Genomic DNA, 16,119 nt, shown 5'->3' on the forward strand with positions numbered 1-16,119 from the left:
GCCCATGCGCATTTCCACCGCCCAGTATTACGAGACTTCGGCTGCCAACTATCAGAAGAACTTCTCCAACGCGATCAAGAGCGGCGAAGAAGCCAGCAGCCTGGTCCGGGTCAAGACCGCCGCCGACGATCCGGTGGGCGCTGCCCGTCTGCTGCAATTGGGTCAGCAGGCTTCCCTGCTTGATCAGTACAAAGCCAACAGCAACTCGATCAAGGCTTCCCTGGGCCAGGCCGAGTCGGTGATGACCAGCATCAACAACGTCCTGGACCGCGCCAAGCAACTGGCCGTCGGCGCGGGCAGCGCCGGTTACACCGATGCCGACCGCCAGGCCAATGCTGCCGAGCTGGGGCAGATCGAAGAGCAACTGCTGAGCCTGATGAACTCTCAGGACGAAAACGGCAAGTACCTGTTCGGTGGTTCCAAGGACGACGTTCCGCCGTTCAGCCGCAACTCCGATGGCACCTACAGCTACAACGGTGACCAGAGCAGCCTGAAATTGCCGGTGGGCGACACCATGATGATGGCCGCCAACAGCACCGGTTGGGATGTGTTCCAGCAGGCGCTCAACACCAGTCGTAGTCAGGTCACCATGACCTCGCCGGCGGTGGATGATGGACGGGTTTCCCTGTCCAATGGCCAGATGAGCAACAGTGGCGCCTACAACAGCCAGTTCCGCGCTGGCGAGCCTTATACCGTGTCGTTCGTCAGCGGTACCCAGTTGCAGATCCTCGATGGCAGCGGCAACGATGTGACCGCCGAGGCCAGCAAGGGTGGCGTGGTCGGTACTTCGCCGAATCAGACGGTGAGTTTCCGGGGTATCGATCTGAACCTGAACGTCAATCTCAAGTCCGGCGATGTCGCCAACACGGTGCTGCCGGGCCATAGCTTCACCCTGGCGTCGAAGCCGGACACCTTCAACGTTGCGCGTTCTCCGGGCAACCCGAGCATGACTCAGGTTTCAGCCACCAGCGTGACTGACCCGGTGGCCTACAACTCGACGTTCCCGAGCGGTAACGCGGTGCTCAAGTTCACCAGCGCCACCAACTTCGACCTGTATGCCGCGCCGCTGACGGCCGACAGCAAGCCAGTGTCTTCAGGGGTGGTCGGTCCGGGCAATATTGCCACTGCGGCAGGTGTGAGCTTCACCCTGACGGGCGCTCCGTCGCCGGCCGCCAACGATCAGTTCAGCGTGGCGGTCAACACTCACGAAACCCAGAATATCCTGGACACCGTGAGTCAGTTGAAAAACGCCTTGAACACACCCACCGACGGTAACGTCCTGGCGACCCAGAAGCAGTTGGCCGACCTCGCCTCGGGCATGGCCAACCTGGCCAGTGGTGTCGATCAGCTGTCCATCGGCATCAGCTCCATCGGTGGTCGTGGCTCGGCGTTGGCCACCCAGAACGAAATCAACGAAAGTCTGGCGGCAGCCAACGTCACCACGCGTTCGGCCATCAGTGATTCCGATCCGGCCGAAGTCATGACCCGTCTGACCCTGCAGCAGACCATGTTGCAGGCCTCGCAGTTGGCCTTCAGCAAGATCACTCAACTCGGCCTGTTCAACAAGGTCTGAGTACAAGGCGTTCGAGCCCGTCTCGAACGCCGTGATCGTCGAGCCGTCAGCCGTCTTTTTTAAGCGGTCCTGCAGCCCTGGTCTTTCTGGCCGGGGCTCGCCGCTCGAGAGTTTGCAACCGTGAACCAAGCCCCTCTAGTCAGCATCGTCATCCCCGCCTTCAACCCGCGTTTCTTCAGTCAGGCTCTGGACAGTGCCCTGGCGCAGACCTACCAGCCCCTGGAAATCGTCATTTGCGACGACAGTGCCGACGATCAGATCCAGCGTATCGTCGAAGCCATTGTCGAGCCTGCACATCCTGTGCGCTATCTGCGCAACCCGCAGCGCCTGGGCCTGCAGAAGAACGTCCTGCGCTGTGTTGAAGAGGCGCGTGGCGAGCTGATCAAGGTGTTATGTGATGACGATCGGCTGTTTGCGCCCAGCATCGCCCTGCAGGCACCGGTGCTGATCGACAATCCGGATATCAACCTGGTGTGCGCACTACGGGTCTTCAGTGACGCCGGGAATTTCATCCTGCCGCCGCGGGTCGACAACTGCCGTTTTACCTACAACGATGCCGTGCTCAAGGGCGAGGATATGCTGGCGATCCTCGAGAGCACGCCGCGCAATTTCCTCGGCAACTTCAGCTCGGCGCTGATGCGTCGTGCCGATGTGCTGGAGCTGCTGCCGGCATTGATCCAGGAGGGTGCCGGTTTTGTAGCGCTGCTGGATTTCGCTCTGTTCATCTGCCTGATGCGCCGTGGCAATCTCGCGGCGTTGGTGACGGTGCTCAGTTGCGAGCGCCTGTACCCGGGGCGCCTGAGCGCGACTCCGGAAATGCTCAAGCAGGCACGTAGTGAGTGGGAGTGGCTGGTGCAGATGCTGGCCGCACGCAGTGGCGAGTCGGCGCCGGCGGCAGGCTGGGTGCGCTATGTCGATATGGCTCGGGAGGCCGAGCAGCCGCGTAACTGGCAGGAGCTGTGCGTGACCCGGGTGCTGGGCAACCGCAGTACCGTGGTCGATGGCCGGGTCGGTGGCGAGAGCATCAGTTACGAGGATTTCTATCGGGAGTGGCTGTCGGTACGCAAGTTTTCGGCGGTGGAGCAGCGGCTGATGCCTCAGCGCATCGACAGCTGGCCGCGGCGGGTGCAACTGGTGCCGGTGGTCCTTGACTTTGAGGGCGATGGCGAGGCACTTGCTCGGACTCTGGACAGCATTGATGGTCAGTTGTTCGCGCCTGCCGCGGTGCTGGTGTTGTCGGTGGGCGAAGAGCAGGTGCGTGATCGGGTTCTGCATCAGTCTCTGCGAGGCGACTGGGTGCAGCAGCTCAATGAGCTGGTGCCGCAGTTGGAAGGTTGCGACTGGTTCTATCTGCTGCAGGCTGGTGATCGCCTGCAGGAGTCGGCACTGTTGATCCTTGCCGAGCGCATCGCCAATACCCCGGCCATGTTCTGTGCCTACAGCGATGAAGGCGCGTTGGTAGAGGGTGAGTCGTCGGAGCCGGTGTTCAAGCCCGACTTCAACCTCGACCTGATGCGCTCCTATCCCTATGTCGGTCGCGCCCTGGCTTTTTCTCGCGAGCGTTTCATGGCCGAGGGCGGTTTCGACCCGGTCCGTGGCGAGCTGGCGCCCCAGGATCTGCTGTGGCGGATGGTGGAGGCGGCCGGGCCGCAGACCATCGAGCACATTGCCGATATCCAGCTGGAGTCCGAGTTCAGCTTCGCCCAGTGGTTGTCCCGCCCTCAGGTGATCGAGGCCAGTGAAGGGCTGGTGGCGGCGCATTTGCAGCGCATCGGCGTGGAGCACCGGATTGTTCATGATGATCTGCCGCTGCTCAACCGCATTGATTACCTGCATGCTAGCCGACCGTTGGTGTCGATCATCCTGCCGTGCGGTGACTCCCTGGCGACCCTGCAGCGCTGTGTGGAAAGCCTGATCGAGCAGACGGCCTACAACCACTATGAAATTGTGCTGATGGATGCCGGCAGTCGCGACCCGGCCATGGCCGACTGGCTGACAGCCATGGCCCAGTTGGGTGGTGCCATGCTGCGAGTTCTGCCTTATGTCGGTCCGCACAGCCATGCTGCGCTGATCAACAGTGCGGCGAGCCAGGCGCGTGGCGACTACCTTTTGCTGCTCAGCCCGAGGGCGCTTATCTGCAGTGGCGACTGGCTGGATGAGCTGCTTAATCAGGCCCAGCGTCCGGAGGTGGGCGTGGTGGGGGCACGGATCCTGGCGACTGATGGTTCCATTCTCCATGCCGGTCAGGTGCTGGGTATGGCTGGGCCTGTGAGTTCGCCTTTTGTCGGCGAAGCCATGGACGCCAGGGGCTACATGCAACGACTGCAAGTGGTACAGAACTGGAGTGCGGTCAGTGACGATTGCCTGATGGTGCGCAAGGAGGTCTTTGCCAGCCTGGGCGGCCTGGATGAGCAGGCCTTCGCCGGCGAATTGGGGGCGACCGATCTGTGTCTGCGGGTCGATCGCAATGGCTATCTGGTGGTCTGGACGCCTCATGCCACCCTGATGCTGCGACCAGCATCGCCTGCCGTTGACGACAGCGAGCGCCAGCTGGTCCGCGAGGCCGAGCAGGAGCGCTTCTATCAGCAGTGGATGGCGAAGATCGCTCGCGATCCGGCCTATAACCCGGCCCTTAGCCTGGGCTATTCCAGCTTCAGTCTGGAACCTTCCTTGCGCAACAACTGGAATCCGTTCTGCAGTCGCGCGTTGCCCTTGATCCTCGGCTTGCCGGTCAACAGTTCCGCGGTCGGGCATTACCGGGTCACAGGTCCCCTGGCGGCACTGGAAGAAGCGGGGCGGGTGATTGCCCGGGTGGCCTACGAGTCGCCGTCCACGGTGGATATCGAGCGCCTGTCGCCGGATACCATCATCCTGCAGTGCCGCTATAGCGAAGGGGCGGCCAGTGACATTCTGCGGATGAAAAAATATTCCAGCGCCCTGCGGGTCTTCGAGCTCGACGACTACATCGTCAGTGCGCCGAAGAAAAACACCCACGCTCGGAACAAGCCGGTGAACACCGAGCAGATGCTGCGTGAAGGCATCGGCTTGTGCGATCGGGTGGTGGTGACCACCCAGCCACTGGCAGACGCCCTGTCGAGCATGCACAGCGACATCCGCGTGGTGCCCAACATGCTGGCGCTGGACCCCTGGGCCAGCTTGACCAGTCGTCGTGGTACCTCCAGCAAGCCTCGGGTGGGTTGGGGTGGTGGCACCAGCCATACCGGCGACCTGGAGATCATCGCCGAGGTGGTGCGCGAGCTGGCGAACGAGGTCGAGTGGGTATTCTTTGGCATGTGCCCTGACGACTTGCGTCCTTACGTACACGAATTTCACTCGCTCACCAGCCTGCAAAGCTATCCGTTCAAGCTGGCCAGCCTGAACCTGGATCTGGCGCTGGCGCCGCTGGAGTTTCATATCTTCAACGATTGCAAGAGCAACCTGCGGCTCCTGGAGTACGGTGCCTGCGGTTATCCGGTGATCTGCACCGACACTGAGGCCTATCGCGGTTTCCTGCCTTGCACCAAGGTCCGCAGCAACAGCACCGAGGAATGGTTGCAGGCGATCCGCATGCACCTTTCCGACCCGGCAGCCAGCTACCGCATGGGCGATGAGCTGCGAGAAGCGGTGCATCGCGACTTCATGCTGCGTGACGATAACCTGCGGCATTGGCTGTGGGGATGGTTGGCGGACTGATCCAATCTTGGCCGGTGATGCCCACCGTCACCGGCCGCCTCTCTGGGCAAGCATCACTCGAGTGACTGTCCTTGCGGCCTTCTGCGTTGCCTGCACGCAATTGGCGCACTTCCTGCAAGTCCCCAGTAAATCGCCATAAATCCTTCACTGCGGCGCGGTGCAAGGGACCCTTGGGTTGCGATGAATGATCTGCATCTGGCGCCGCGCCAGCCCTGAATGGGCTGACCTGGCCCACGAAGAGCAAGAGGACAGCGATGAAGGCCGTAATTCTGGCAGGTGGACTGGGAACGCGAATCAGCGAAGAGTCCCACCTCAAGCCCAAGCCCATGATCGAGATCGGTGGCAAGCCAATTCTTTGGCACATCATGAAGCAGTATTCCGCCCACGGGATTCATGACTTCGTGATTTGCCTGGGCTACAAGGGCTACGCGATCAAGGACTTCTTTGCCAACTACTTCCTGCACACCTCGGATGTGACCTTCGACATGCGCAACAACCGCATGGACGTGCATCAGAACTACAGCGAGCCCTGGAGCGTGACGCTGATCGACACCGGCGAGGAAACCATGACTGGTGGGCGCCTGCGCCGTGCCGGGCGCTATCTGCAGGATGAAGAGGCGTTCTGCTTTACCTACGGCGATGGTGTGTCAGACCTGAACATCGGCGCCCTGGTGGATTTTCACCAGGCCCACGGCAAGCTGGCCACCGTGACCGCGGTGCAGCCGCCAGGCCGCTATGGCGCCCTGGATCGCAAGGGCGATCAGGTCCTGGGGTTCACTGAGAAACCCCGTGGCGACGGCGGCTGGATCAACGGCGGGTTCTTCGTGTTGTCGCCCAAGGTGCTGTCTTACATCGATGGCGACAGCACCACCTGGGAAGCCGAGCCGCTGATCCAGTTGGCCAAGGATCATCAGCTGAGTGCCTACGAGCACTCGGGTTTCTGGCAGTCCATGGACACCCTGCGCGACAAGAACCATCTGGAACAGCTCTGGCAAAGCGGGGAGGCCCCGTGGAAGCAGTGGGACTGAGTCCGGAGTTCTGGCGCGGCAAGCGGGTCCTGCTGACCGGCCATACCGGCTTCAAGGGCAGTTGGCTGAGCCTGTGGCTGCAAAGCCTGGGCGCAGAGGTCAGCGGTTTCGCCCTGGATCCGGGGACCGAGCCAAGCCTGTTCGAGCTGGCCCGGGTGGCCGAGGGGATTGACGATCATCGTGGCGACCTGCGGGACCTGGGCAGCCTGCTGGAGCTGATCGCCCAGGTCGAGCCGGAAATCGTCCTGCACCTGGCGGCCCAGCCCCTGGTGCGCGAGGCTTACCGTGATCCGCTGGGGACCTACTCAAGCAACGTCATGGGCACCCTCAACCTGTTGGAAGCGATCCGTCAGGTCGGTGGGGTGCGCGCCTGCGTCCTGGTGACTACCGACAAGGTCTACGCCAATCAGGAATGGCTGTGGCCCTACCGGGAAAACGAACCCCTGGGTGGTCATGATCCCTACAGCAGCAGCAAGGCCTGTTGCGAGCTGCTGGCCCAGTCCTATGCCTCCTCGTTCTTTGCCGCCGAGCGTTACGCCGAGCACGGCCTGGCCCTGGCCACGGCCCGCGCCGGCAATGTGCTGGGCGGGGGCGACTTCGCGCCCGAGCGGCTGATTCCCGATGTGCTCAGGGCCTGGTCCGCCGATGAACCTGTAACCCTGCGCTTCCCCCAGGCGGTGCGCCCCTGGCAGCACGCCCTGGAGCCGTTGGCCGGCTACCTGCAGCTGGCGGCTGGTTTGTATGAGCAAGGTCCGCAATACGCGGGGGCATGGAACTTCGGTCCCGGCGAGCAAGACATGTGCAGCGTCGGTGACGTGGTGGGGCTGCTGGCCCGGCACTGGCCCGAAGCCCCGGGGCTGCGGATCGAGCCCAGCGAGTTGCACGAAGCCGGTCTGTTGCGCCTGGACAGCAGTCGTGCGCGACAGCTGTTGGGCTGGATGCCCCGCTGGACCCTGGAGCAATGCCTGGTGCAAACCCTGGACTGGCACCTGGCCTGGAAAAGCGGAGCGGACATGCGCGCCGTGACCCTCGGGCAGTTGAACCTGTATCGGGGGGCGCTGTGAGCGAGTTCCAGGTGCTGGCGCTGCCCTTGGCCGGGTTGTTTGAGGTGCGCCACAAACGTTTCGAGGATCAGCGCGGACATTTTTCCCGATTGTTCTGCGAGGGCAGCCTGAGTGCCTTTGGCCAGCCTTTCCATATCCGTCAGATCAACCATTCCTGCACCCGCGAGCGCGGCAGCGTGCGCGGTCTGCACTACCAGACCGCGGCCCGACCCGAAGCCAAGCTCATCACTTGCCTGCGCGGTGAGGTCTGGGACGTGGCAGTGGACCTGCGCCCCGAGTCGCCGACCTTTCTGCATTGGCATGCCGAGCACCTGCGCGGCGGCGACGGCCGCAGCCTGTTGTTGCCGGCAGGCTTCGCCCATGGTTTCCAGACCCTGAGCGAGGATGCCGAACTGCTCTATCTGCACAGCGCCGACTACGCCCCGGAGCACGAGGCCGGGTTGTCGGTGCTGGACCCGCGCCTGGCGATCAACTGGCCGCTGCCTGTCAATAATCTGTCGACCCGGGATGCCAGCCACCCCTTGCTCGATGCCGCTTTCGCTGGAGTGAGTCTATGAATTGCCGCGGTTGTGGCGCATGCCTGAGCCTGCCTCTGATCGACCTGGGCACCTCGCCGCCGTCCAACGCCTATCTGCGTGCCGGGCAGTTGGATCAGGCCGAGCAATGGGTGCCGCTCAAGGTCCAGGTGTGCCAGCAATGCTGGCTGGTGCAGACCGAGGACTACACCCGCGCCGACCACCTGTTCGACGCCGACTACGCCTATTTCAGCTCGTTTTCCAGCACCTGGCTGCAGCATGCCCGGGACTACGTGGCGCAGATGGTCGAGCGTTTCGGCCTGGATGCCCAGAGCCGGGTAGTGGAGGTGGCGGCGAATGATGGCTACTTGTTGCAGTACGTGGCCCAGCGTGACATCCCTTGCCTTGGGGTCGAGCCGACTCGCAGTACCGCCCAGGCGGCGCGGGACAAGGGGCTGCTGATCCGTGAGTCGTTCTTCGGCCGCGATACCGCCGCGCAGTTGCTGGCGGAGGGTTGGGCCGCCGACCTGATGGCGGCCAACAATGTGCTGGCCCATGTGCCGGACATCAACGACTTCCTCTGTGGTTTTGCCGCCTTGCTCAAGCCCACGGGCGTGGCGACTTTCGAGTTCCCCCAACTGCTGACCCTGATGGCCGGGCAGCAGTTCGATACCCTGTACCACGAGCACTATTCCTACCTGTCGCTGACCGCGGTCCAGGGTCTGTGCCAGCGCAACGGCCTGGAAATCTTCGATGTCGAAACCCTGTCGACCCATGGCGGTTCGCTGCGGGTGTTCGTGCAGCGTGTCGATGGCCAGCGCCGTCCCGTACTGGACAGCGTGGCGCGTCAGTTGCGGCTGGAACAGCAGGCCGGGGTGAACACACCCGGGTACTACCAGACCCTGGCGCCGGCCGCCGAGCGGATCAAGCACGAGCTGCTGCGCTTCCTGCTCCAGGCCAAGGCCGAAGGCAAGCGCGTGGTGGGTTATGGCGCGGCGGCCAAGGGCAATACCTTGCTCAATTACGCCGGGGTCAAGCCCGACCTGTTGGCCTGGGTTGCCGATGCCAGCCCGCACAAGCAGGGCAAGTACCTGCCGGGCAGCCGGATCCCGGTGGTCGCGCCCGAGCGCATCGATCAGGAGCGTCCGGACTATGTGCTGGTACTGCCGTGGAACCTGCTGGACGAAGTCAGCGAGCAATTGGCCCAGGTACGGCAATGGGGCGGGCGCTTCGTGATCGCGGTGCCCGAGTTGAAGCTGCTGTGAAGGGCATGACGGTGCTGGTCACCGGCGCCACCGGCTTTGTCGGTCGGCATCTGGTCGCGGCCTTGCTGGCCCGGGGATGCCGCGTGCGTGCGCTGGCGCGGGATGCGGACAAGGCGCGGCAGTTGCCCTGGTTCGACGCGGTGGAGTTTCGCGCCCTGGACGTGCACGCCCCGCAGCTCGATGTCGCGGCCTTGGTGGAAGGCGTCGATGCCTTGGCCCATCTGGCCTGGCCGGGGCTGCCCAACTATCAGGCACTGTTTCATCTGGAACACAACCTGATGGCCGACTACCGCTTTATCAAGGCCGTGGTCGAGGCCGGGGTGAGCCAGGTGCTGGTCACCGGCACCTGCTTCGAGTACGGCATGCAGAGCGGGCCGCTGGGTGAAGAGATCGAGGCGCGCCCGAGCAATCCCTACGGTTTGGCCAAGCACAGCCTGCACCTGTTTCTGCAAGCCCTGCAGCAGCAGCTGCCCTTCAGTTTGCAGTGGGCACGGCTGTTCTACCTGCATGGCCCGGGGCAGAACCCCAAGAGCCTGCTGGCGGCGCTGGACCGAGCGATCGATGCCGGTGACGAGGTTTTCAATATGTCCGGCGGCGAACAACTGCGGGACTACCTGGCCATCGAGGCCGCCGCCGGCCACCTGGCGGCGCTGCTCGACCAGCGCGGATTTTCCGGAGTGGTCAATTGCTCCAGTGGTCGGCCGGTATCCGTGCGCTCCCTGGTGGAGCAGCGTATCGCTCAGCGCGGTGCGGCGATCCGCCTGAACCTGGGGCATTACCCGTACCCGGACTACGAACCCATGGCGTTCTGGGGCTTGAACCAGCGCCTGCTGCACATAACAGGAGCCGAACATGGCGCATGAGTTGTATCGGGTCGCCGATTTGCCGGTGCTGCAGAACCGCACCTTCGCCGATGCCCAGAGTGCCCGTGCCTCGGCGTCTGCGGATATCGTGCTGGTGCAGGACCTGCAGAGCGGGCTGATCTTCAATCAGGCCTTCGATGCCGACAAGCTCAGCTACGACAGCGACTATCAGAACGAGCAGGCTCACTCGGCGCAGTTCCAGCAGCACCTGATGGACGTGGAGGGCATCATCGCCCGCCACTTCAAGGGGCGTGAGCTGATCGAGGTCGGTTGCGGCAAGGGCTATTTCCTCGAGCTGCTGCGCAGCGAGGGCTATGCCATCACCGGCATCGACCCGGCCTATGAGGGGACCAATCCCGAGGTGATCAAGGCGCCGTTCACCCGTGGCCTGGGGCTGGCGGCCGAGGCCATCGTGCTGCGTCATGTGCTGGAGCATATTGCCGACCCGCTGGCCTTTCTGGCAGAGATTGCCGATGCCAACCAGGGTGGGCAGATCTACATCGAAGTGCCGTGTTTCGACTGGATCCTTGAGCATCGCGCCTGGTTCGATGTGTTCTATGAGCACGTCAATTACTTCCGTCTCCAAGACCTGCAGCGCATGTTCGGCACAGTGCATGAAGCCGGGCATCTGTTTGGCGGCCAGTACCTGTACGTGGTGGCGGACCTGGGCAGCTTGCAGTCGGCGTTGCCGGCGCCGCTGCAGCCGTTGCGGATGCCGGCGGATTTCACCGCCAGCATCGAGTGTGCCAAGCGCATCATCCAGTCGGCGCCGCACACCGCCGCCGGGATCTGGGGCGCCTCTTCCAAGGGCGTGATCTATTCGCTGTTCCTGCAGCGTGCCGGTGTCGCAGTGGATCAGGTCGTCGATATCAACCCGGCCAAACAGGGCCGCTACCTGCCGCTCAGCGGCATGCGCGTGTCCTCGCCCCAGGAAGCCATGGAGGCTCTGCCGGCGGGCGCCAACCTGTTCGTGATGAATTCCAACTACCTCGAAGAAATCAAGCGCATGACCGACGGCCGTTACGTCTATCACGCCGTCGATAGCGCTTCGTTCAGCTAATTTGCCATTGAGAACCGAATATGACCGAGCACAACGTCATTCAAGCCTTTGAACAAGAATGCCAGGCGCAGATCAGCGCCCAGGGCCAGGATGAAAAGCTCAAGGGCCTGGCCCGCGATTTTTTCAATGAGTCCGCGGCGCACAAGTACAGCTATCACTTTTCCTGGATGGGCCGGCCGATCATCCAGCTGCCCCAGGACATGATGGCGATGCAGGAGATCATCTGGCGGGTCAAGCCGGACTTGGTGATCGAATGCGGCATCGCCCATGGCGGTTCGATCATCTACTACGCCTCGCTGCTGGAGCTGCAGGGCCATGGCGAAGTGCTGGGCATCGACCTGGATATCCGCCCGCACAACCGCGAAGCCATCGAGCAGCATCCGATGAGCAAGCGCATCCGCATGATCGAAGGTTCGAGCATCGATCCGGCCATTGCCGAGCAGGTGCGGGCCGCGGCGGCGGGCAAGAAGGTGATCCTGGTCCTGGACTCCAACCACACCCACGAGCACGTGCTCGAAGAGCTGCGCCTGTATGCGCCGCTGGTGTCGGTCGACAGCTACTGCGTGGTCATGGACACCGTGGTCGAGGACATGCCGCCGGAGTTCTTCCCGGACCGTCCGTGGGGCCCGGGCGACAACCCGAAAACCGCGGTCTGGGCCTATCTGGAGGAGAACCGCGATTTCGAGATCGACTACCAGATGCAGAACAAGTTGCTGATCACCGTGGCACCGGACGGTTACCTGCGTCGGGTTCGTTAACTATCAATGGTTGCAGGTTTAAGGCGTTTGGCCGGTTGTGGGGAAGTACCTATGTGGGTTGGAGACAAAGCAATGAATGACAAAGCACCCCTGAGTGAGCGTTTCACCCTTGTGCTGCTGTCCCACAACCGCAAAGCGTTCATGCGGCGCACCTTGCAGTATTACAGCACCTATCCGTGCTCGATCCTGGTACTGGATTCGTCGCTGGAGGCGGACGAGTCGCTGTCGCAACTCTACCCTCGGGTCGACTACCGGCATCTGCCGCAGTTCGGCTACAAGGGCTTGCAGGACAAGCTGACCTACGGCATGAGCCTGGTGACTACGCCCTACATGGCGTTCGCTGCTGATGACGATTTTCTCCTCCATGATGCGCTGACCAGCTCCCTGGAGTTTCTTGAGGCCCATCCCGACTACGGACTGTGCCACGGCTACGGGATGATGTACCTGGCCCGGGCTTCGGAAACCAATTACTACCGCCGTGATCGCCGGGTCATGGAGGACTATGGCGCCGATGATGCCCAGGACCGGGTGATGAATTTCATGGGGCATTTCCTGCCGCCGTTCTATGCGGTGACCCGCACCGACCTGCTGCGCCAGTGGTATGAGCTGTTGCCACCGGGGGTGAGTTTCGAATGGCAGGAAATCGGTCACTCCTTCTTCCTGCTGGCTTGTGCCAAGGCGCGGATCCTGCCGATTCCGTTTGCCGTGCGCGAGGCCAACTACGGGGCCTCGGAGCACAACACCAATGTGCTGACGGTGCTGACCTACAAGGACGCGCAATCGGTGGCCCAGCGTGAGGCGTTCGCCGAATTCCTCGCCTCGCTGCCCACCGGTTTCAGTGACCGGGACCCCGAGCAGGTGAAGCAGATCGCCCTGGACAGTTTCACCGCCATGGCCGACTGCCTGCTCAGCGGACGCTCCCTCAAGGGGACGGCGATCTTTCGTTCGGCCTGGGTCGAGGTTGGAGCCGAGCCGGTACGCTCCTTCGGTCCCGAGCAGTTCGTCGAGATGCCGTTCTACAACCAGCCGATGTTCGATCTGCTGACTGAGTTGGAATTCCTCATGCACGCCATGCCCACCGGGCGCCTGCAGCTCAAGGAGCTGGAGGGCGTGTTGCTGCGTCAGGAAGAGTTGATGCGGGTCCATCCCAATGACACGCCGCAAAGCCTGCGCGCCCGGTTGTGGGAAGCGCTGACCCTGAACCTGTTCAACCGCGAGGTGGTCAAGCGCCTGGCGGAGTCGATGCAGGACAGCGAAGAGCCCGAGGAGGCGCGCAAGCTGCAGGCCTGGGCCGAGCGCCTGGCGTCGGTGCCAGGGGTAGACAGTCGTGCCCTGTTCGACGCGACCGAGTCGGGACGCTTGCTCAAATGGCTCGAGGCCCGTACTCCGGAGCCGGCACAACTGAGTGCCATCGCTGCGCACCTGGCGCGTCATGCCGGAGGCCCGCAGGTGCAGATCCTGTTGCTGGACCTGGACGCTGATCTGGTCAAGTTGCAGGCTACGCTCGACAGTCTGCTGGCCGGCCATTACAAGGCGTTCAAACTGGTGGTGTTCACCACGGGCGAGCTGCCGGCCACCACCACGGCCCAGGACACCTTGCACTTCATCAAAGTCACGGAAAACAACTACGTCGAGCGCATCAATCAGGCCATGGCCCAGTCTCGCGCCGACTGGGTGTTGTTGGCCGAGGCCGGTGATCAGTTCACCGCCAGCGGCCTGCTGCGGGCGAGCCTGGAGTTGCTCGGCGCCGAAGGTATTCGGGCTGTGGCCATGGACGAGATCCAGCGCCGTGCCGATGCCACCTTGACTTCAGTGTTCCGCCCCGGGGTCAACCTCGATCAATTGCAAGGCACGCCGGCGCTGATGGCCCGGCATTGGCTGCTGGACCGCGAGACGGTGCTGCGGGCCGGTGGTTTCTCCCGAGAACTCAAACAGGCGCTGGAGCTGGACCTGCTGCTGCGCCTGATCCAGGACGGCGGTCTGGCCGGCCTGGCCCACCTGGCCGAGCCATTGTTGATTTGTCAGGCCCCTGGGGACAAGGCAGAGACCGAAGAGCGGCAGGTGCTGACCCGGCACCTGGCCGCACGAGGTTATCGCGCTCAGGTTGGCTCAGCGCAGCCGGGCACTTACCAGATCGAGTATCAGCACGCCGAGCGACCGCTGGTATCGATCATTCTGCCCAGCCAGGACAATTTCGCCGAGTTGCAACGCTGCCTGGTCAGCGTCCTGCAGCGCACCCGCTACCAGCGCTATGAAGTGCTGATCGCCGAAAACCACAGTCAGAGTGCCGAGCTCGACAGTTGGCTGACCAGCCTTGAAGGCCGCGGCGAGCGTATTCGTGTGTTGCGCAGCGACCGGCGCCTGAGCGCTTCGGCCTTGTTCAACATGGCTTGCCGGGAAGCACGGGGCGAGTACCTGGTGCTGCTCTCGGCCGAGGGTGAAGTGGTCAACGCCAACTGGATCGAGAGTCTGCTCAACCAGGCCCAGCGTCCGGAAGTCGGGATTGTCGGCGCCAAGCTGGTGAACGAGAGGGGCATGACCACTCAGGCCGGCCTGATCCTGGGCTTCGACGGCCACCTGGGCGCCGCCTTCGCCGGCGAGGCCAAGGACGCGGCGGGCTACATGAACAGCCTGTGGGTGGAGAAGAACTACTCGGCGGTGTCCGGTGCCTGCCTGATGATCGCCAAGGCGCTGTTCGAGGCGGTGGGCGGACTGGACGAAGAGCATTTCGACCAAGCCTTCGCCGATGTCGACCTGTGCCTGAAAGTCGCCGATGCCGGTTACCTCACGGTGCTGACGCCCCAGGCCCAGGTGCAGCATCCGGGGACTTTGCCGCAACACCCGCAGGCGGCCGCGGCGCTGCAAGACAAATGGGCGGCGCGCTTTGCCCAGGATAGTGCCTATAACCAGAACCTGGCGTTGAGCGGCAAGGGCTTTGTCCTGGTTGCAGCGGCACCTGTAGATTGGCTGCAGATATTTTCCCATTGATCGCTGTTTCTAAGGATTCAAGCATGCTCAGTCGCCCATTGGTTGCGCGCTTGGCGTATCAGCGCCTAACGCCTGCTTGCAGAAGGAGTGGATCATGATGCCCTACCGGATTCCCTATGGTTGCCAGAGCATCAATCAGGCTGACATCGATGCAGTGGTGCAGGTGCTCCAGTCTCCCTGGCTGACCCAGGGGCCGACTGTCGAGCGTTTTGAGCGGGCTCTGGCCGATTACTGCCAGGCAGGGCACGCCGTTGCGGTGTGCAATGCCACGGCCGCGCTGCATATCGCCTGCCTGGCGGCGGGGCTGGGACAGGGCGATGTTCTCTGGACCAGCCCCAATACCTTTGTCGCCTCGGCTAATTGCGCGCGTTACTGTGGCGCGCAAGTGGACTTTGTCGACATCGATCCGCATACCTGGAACATGGATGCGGATCTGTTGGCGCAAAAGCTCGAGAACGCCGAACGTAATGGCACTTTGCCGAAGGTGGTGGTGGCTGTCGCGTTTGCCGGGCAGAGTGCCAATTTGCGGGTTATCGCCCAGCTTGCCGATCGTTATGGCTTTGTCTTGATCGAAGATGCGGCGCACGCCGTGGGGGCTTCGTATCTGGGGCGTCCCGTGGGCTCCGGAGCCCATGCGACGATGACTATCTTCAGTTTTCACCCGGTGAAGATCATCACCAGCGCCGAAGGCGGGATGGTGCTGACCAACAGGCCGGAGTTGGCTGAGCGCCTGCGACGCTTGCGCAGTCATGGCATCAGCAGTGATCCGGCGCTGATGCAGGTCCCGGAAAAGGGCCTGTGGTATTACCAGCAGCTTGAGCTGGGATTCAACTACCGGATGACCGATCTGCACGCGGCGCTCGGACTCTCGCAGATGGCCAGGCTCGACGAGTTCGTGGCCCGGCGTCGTGAGCTGGCGGCACGCTATCAAGTGCTGTTGGCCGACTTGCCACTGACCTTGCCGGTGGCGCAGGAAGGTGCCGACTCTGCCTGGCATCTGTATGTGGTGCGCCTGGATCTGAGTCGTATCCAGCTGACACAGAAGCAGGTATTCGAGCAGTTGCGTGCAGCGGGCCTGGGGGTGAATCTGCACTACATCCCGGTGCACCTGCAGCCGTATTACCAGGAGCAAGGTTTTGCCGAGGGAGATTTCCCTGAGGCAGAACGCTATTTCCTCGAAGCCCTTAGTCTGCCCCTGTTCCCCGAATTGACCGATGAGCTGCAGGATGAAGTGGTGGCGCACCTGCAACGGATTCTGGAGTGAACGATGTTCGTGAGGGCTATTTTCGGGGGCGTGTTACAAGGCACCGAG

The 16,119-nt window shown here is 62.8% G+C and carries 11 protein-coding genes; all 11 read left to right on the plus strand.

Going from position 1 to position 16,119, the window contains the following annotated elements; all coding sequences use genetic code 11:
* Positions 1-4 precede the first annotated feature (4 nt).
* Positions 5-1,573 carry a flagellar hook-associated protein 3 gene (locus tag POS17_RS08115; protein WP_060838122.1) on the plus strand — a complete coding sequence of 523 codons (1,569 nt, stop codon included), beginning with the start codon at positions 5-7 and terminating at the stop codon, positions 1,571-1,573.
* 120 nt (positions 1,574-1,693) lie between these two features.
* On the plus strand, positions 1,694-5,266 hold the full coding sequence (locus POS17_RS08120) for a glycosyltransferase (protein WP_060838123.1): 3,573 nt from the start codon (positions 1,694-1,696) through the stop codon (positions 5,264-5,266).
* A gap of 254 nt (positions 5,267-5,520) precedes the next feature.
* Positions 5,521-6,294, plus strand: coding sequence for a glucose-1-phosphate cytidylyltransferase (gene rfbF, locus POS17_RS08125; RefSeq protein ID WP_060838124.1), 774 nt, complete (start codon positions 5,521-5,523; stop codon positions 6,292-6,294).
* Positions 6,276-7,358, plus strand: coding sequence for a CDP-glucose 4,6-dehydratase (rfbG, locus tag POS17_RS08130; RefSeq protein ID WP_060838125.1), 1,083 nt, complete (start codon positions 6,276-6,278; stop codon positions 7,356-7,358). The genes rfbF and rfbG overlap by 19 nt, the downstream gene beginning before the upstream one ends.
* Positions 7,355-7,915: a dTDP-4-dehydrorhamnose 3,5-epimerase family protein gene (locus POS17_RS08135; RefSeq protein WP_060838126.1), complete on the plus strand. Its 561-nt coding sequence runs from the start codon at positions 7,355-7,357 to the stop codon at positions 7,913-7,915. Before rfbG ends, POS17_RS08135 begins: the two co-directional genes overlap by 4 nt.
* Positions 7,912-9,138 carry a class I SAM-dependent methyltransferase gene (locus POS17_RS08140; protein ID WP_060838127.1) on the plus strand — a complete coding sequence of 409 codons (1,227 nt, stop codon included), beginning with the start codon at positions 7,912-7,914 and terminating at the stop codon, positions 9,136-9,138. Before POS17_RS08135 ends, POS17_RS08140 begins: the two co-directional genes overlap by 4 nt.
* Before the next feature lie 5 nt (positions 9,139-9,143).
* Positions 9,144-10,001 (plus strand): NAD-dependent epimerase/dehydratase family protein, encoded by an 858-nt coding sequence (locus POS17_RS08145; protein WP_060841895.1) that lies wholly within the window; start codon positions 9,144-9,146, stop codon positions 9,999-10,001.
* On the plus strand, positions 9,991-11,061 hold the full coding sequence (locus POS17_RS08150) for a class I SAM-dependent methyltransferase (protein WP_060838128.1): 1,071 nt from the start codon (positions 9,991-9,993) through the stop codon (positions 11,059-11,061). Before POS17_RS08145 ends, POS17_RS08150 begins: the two co-directional genes overlap by 11 nt.
* Positions 11,062-11,081: 20 nt before the next feature.
* Positions 11,082-11,819 carry a cephalosporin hydroxylase family protein gene (locus POS17_RS08155; RefSeq protein WP_060838129.1) on the plus strand — a complete coding sequence of 246 codons (738 nt, stop codon included), beginning with the start codon at positions 11,082-11,084 and terminating at the stop codon, positions 11,817-11,819.
* A 51-nt stretch (positions 11,820-11,870) separates the two neighbouring features.
* Positions 11,871-14,807, plus strand: a complete 2,937-nt coding sequence (locus POS17_RS08160) for a TIGR00180 family glycosyltransferase (RefSeq protein ID WP_060838130.1) — start codon at positions 11,871-11,873, stop codon at positions 14,805-14,807.
* A 94-nt stretch (positions 14,808-14,901) separates the two neighbouring features.
* The gene (pseC, locus tag POS17_RS08165; protein WP_060838131.1) at positions 14,902-16,071 is read left to right on the plus strand and encodes a UDP-4-amino-4,6-dideoxy-N-acetyl-beta-L-altrosamine transaminase; all 1,170 of its coding nucleotides are present in this window, start codon (positions 14,902-14,904) and stop codon (positions 16,069-16,071) included.
* Positions 16,072-16,119: the final 48 nt, after the last annotated feature.

The sequence above is a fragment of the Pseudomonas sp. Os17 genome (assembly GCF_001547895.1).
Taxonomy (GTDB): Bacteria; Pseudomonadota; Gammaproteobacteria; order Pseudomonadales; family Pseudomonadaceae; genus Aquipseudomonas.

Excerpts from the sequence above, each read along its gene's own strand:
- POS17_RS08115 (WP_060838122.1), top strand. The coding sequence starts at position 5 with ATGCGCATTTCCACCGCCCAGTATTACGAGACTTCGGCTGCCAACTAT.
- rfbF (WP_060838124.1), top strand. The coding sequence starts at position 5,521 with ATGAAGGCCGTAATTCTGGCAGGTGGACTGGGAACGCGAATCAGCGAA.
- POS17_RS08140 (WP_060838127.1), top strand. The coding sequence starts at position 7,912 with ATGAATTGCCGCGGTTGTGGCGCATGCCTGAGCCTGCCTCTGATCGAC.
- POS17_RS08145 (WP_060841895.1), top strand. The coding sequence starts at position 9,144 with ATGACGGTGCTGGTCACCGGCGCCACCGGCTTTGTCGGTCGGCATCTG.
- POS17_RS08150 (WP_060838128.1), top strand. The coding sequence starts at position 9,991 with ATGGCGCATGAGTTGTATCGGGTCGCCGATTTGCCGGTGCTGCAGAAC.
- POS17_RS08155 (WP_060838129.1), top strand. The coding sequence starts at position 11,082 with ATGACCGAGCACAACGTCATTCAAGCCTTTGAACAAGAATGCCAGGCG.
- POS17_RS08160 (WP_060838130.1), top strand. The coding sequence starts at position 11,871 with ATGTGGGTTGGAGACAAAGCAATGAATGACAAAGCACCCCTGAGTGAG.
- pseC (WP_060838131.1), top strand. The coding sequence starts at position 14,902 with ATGATGCCCTACCGGATTCCCTATGGTTGCCAGAGCATCAATCAGGCT.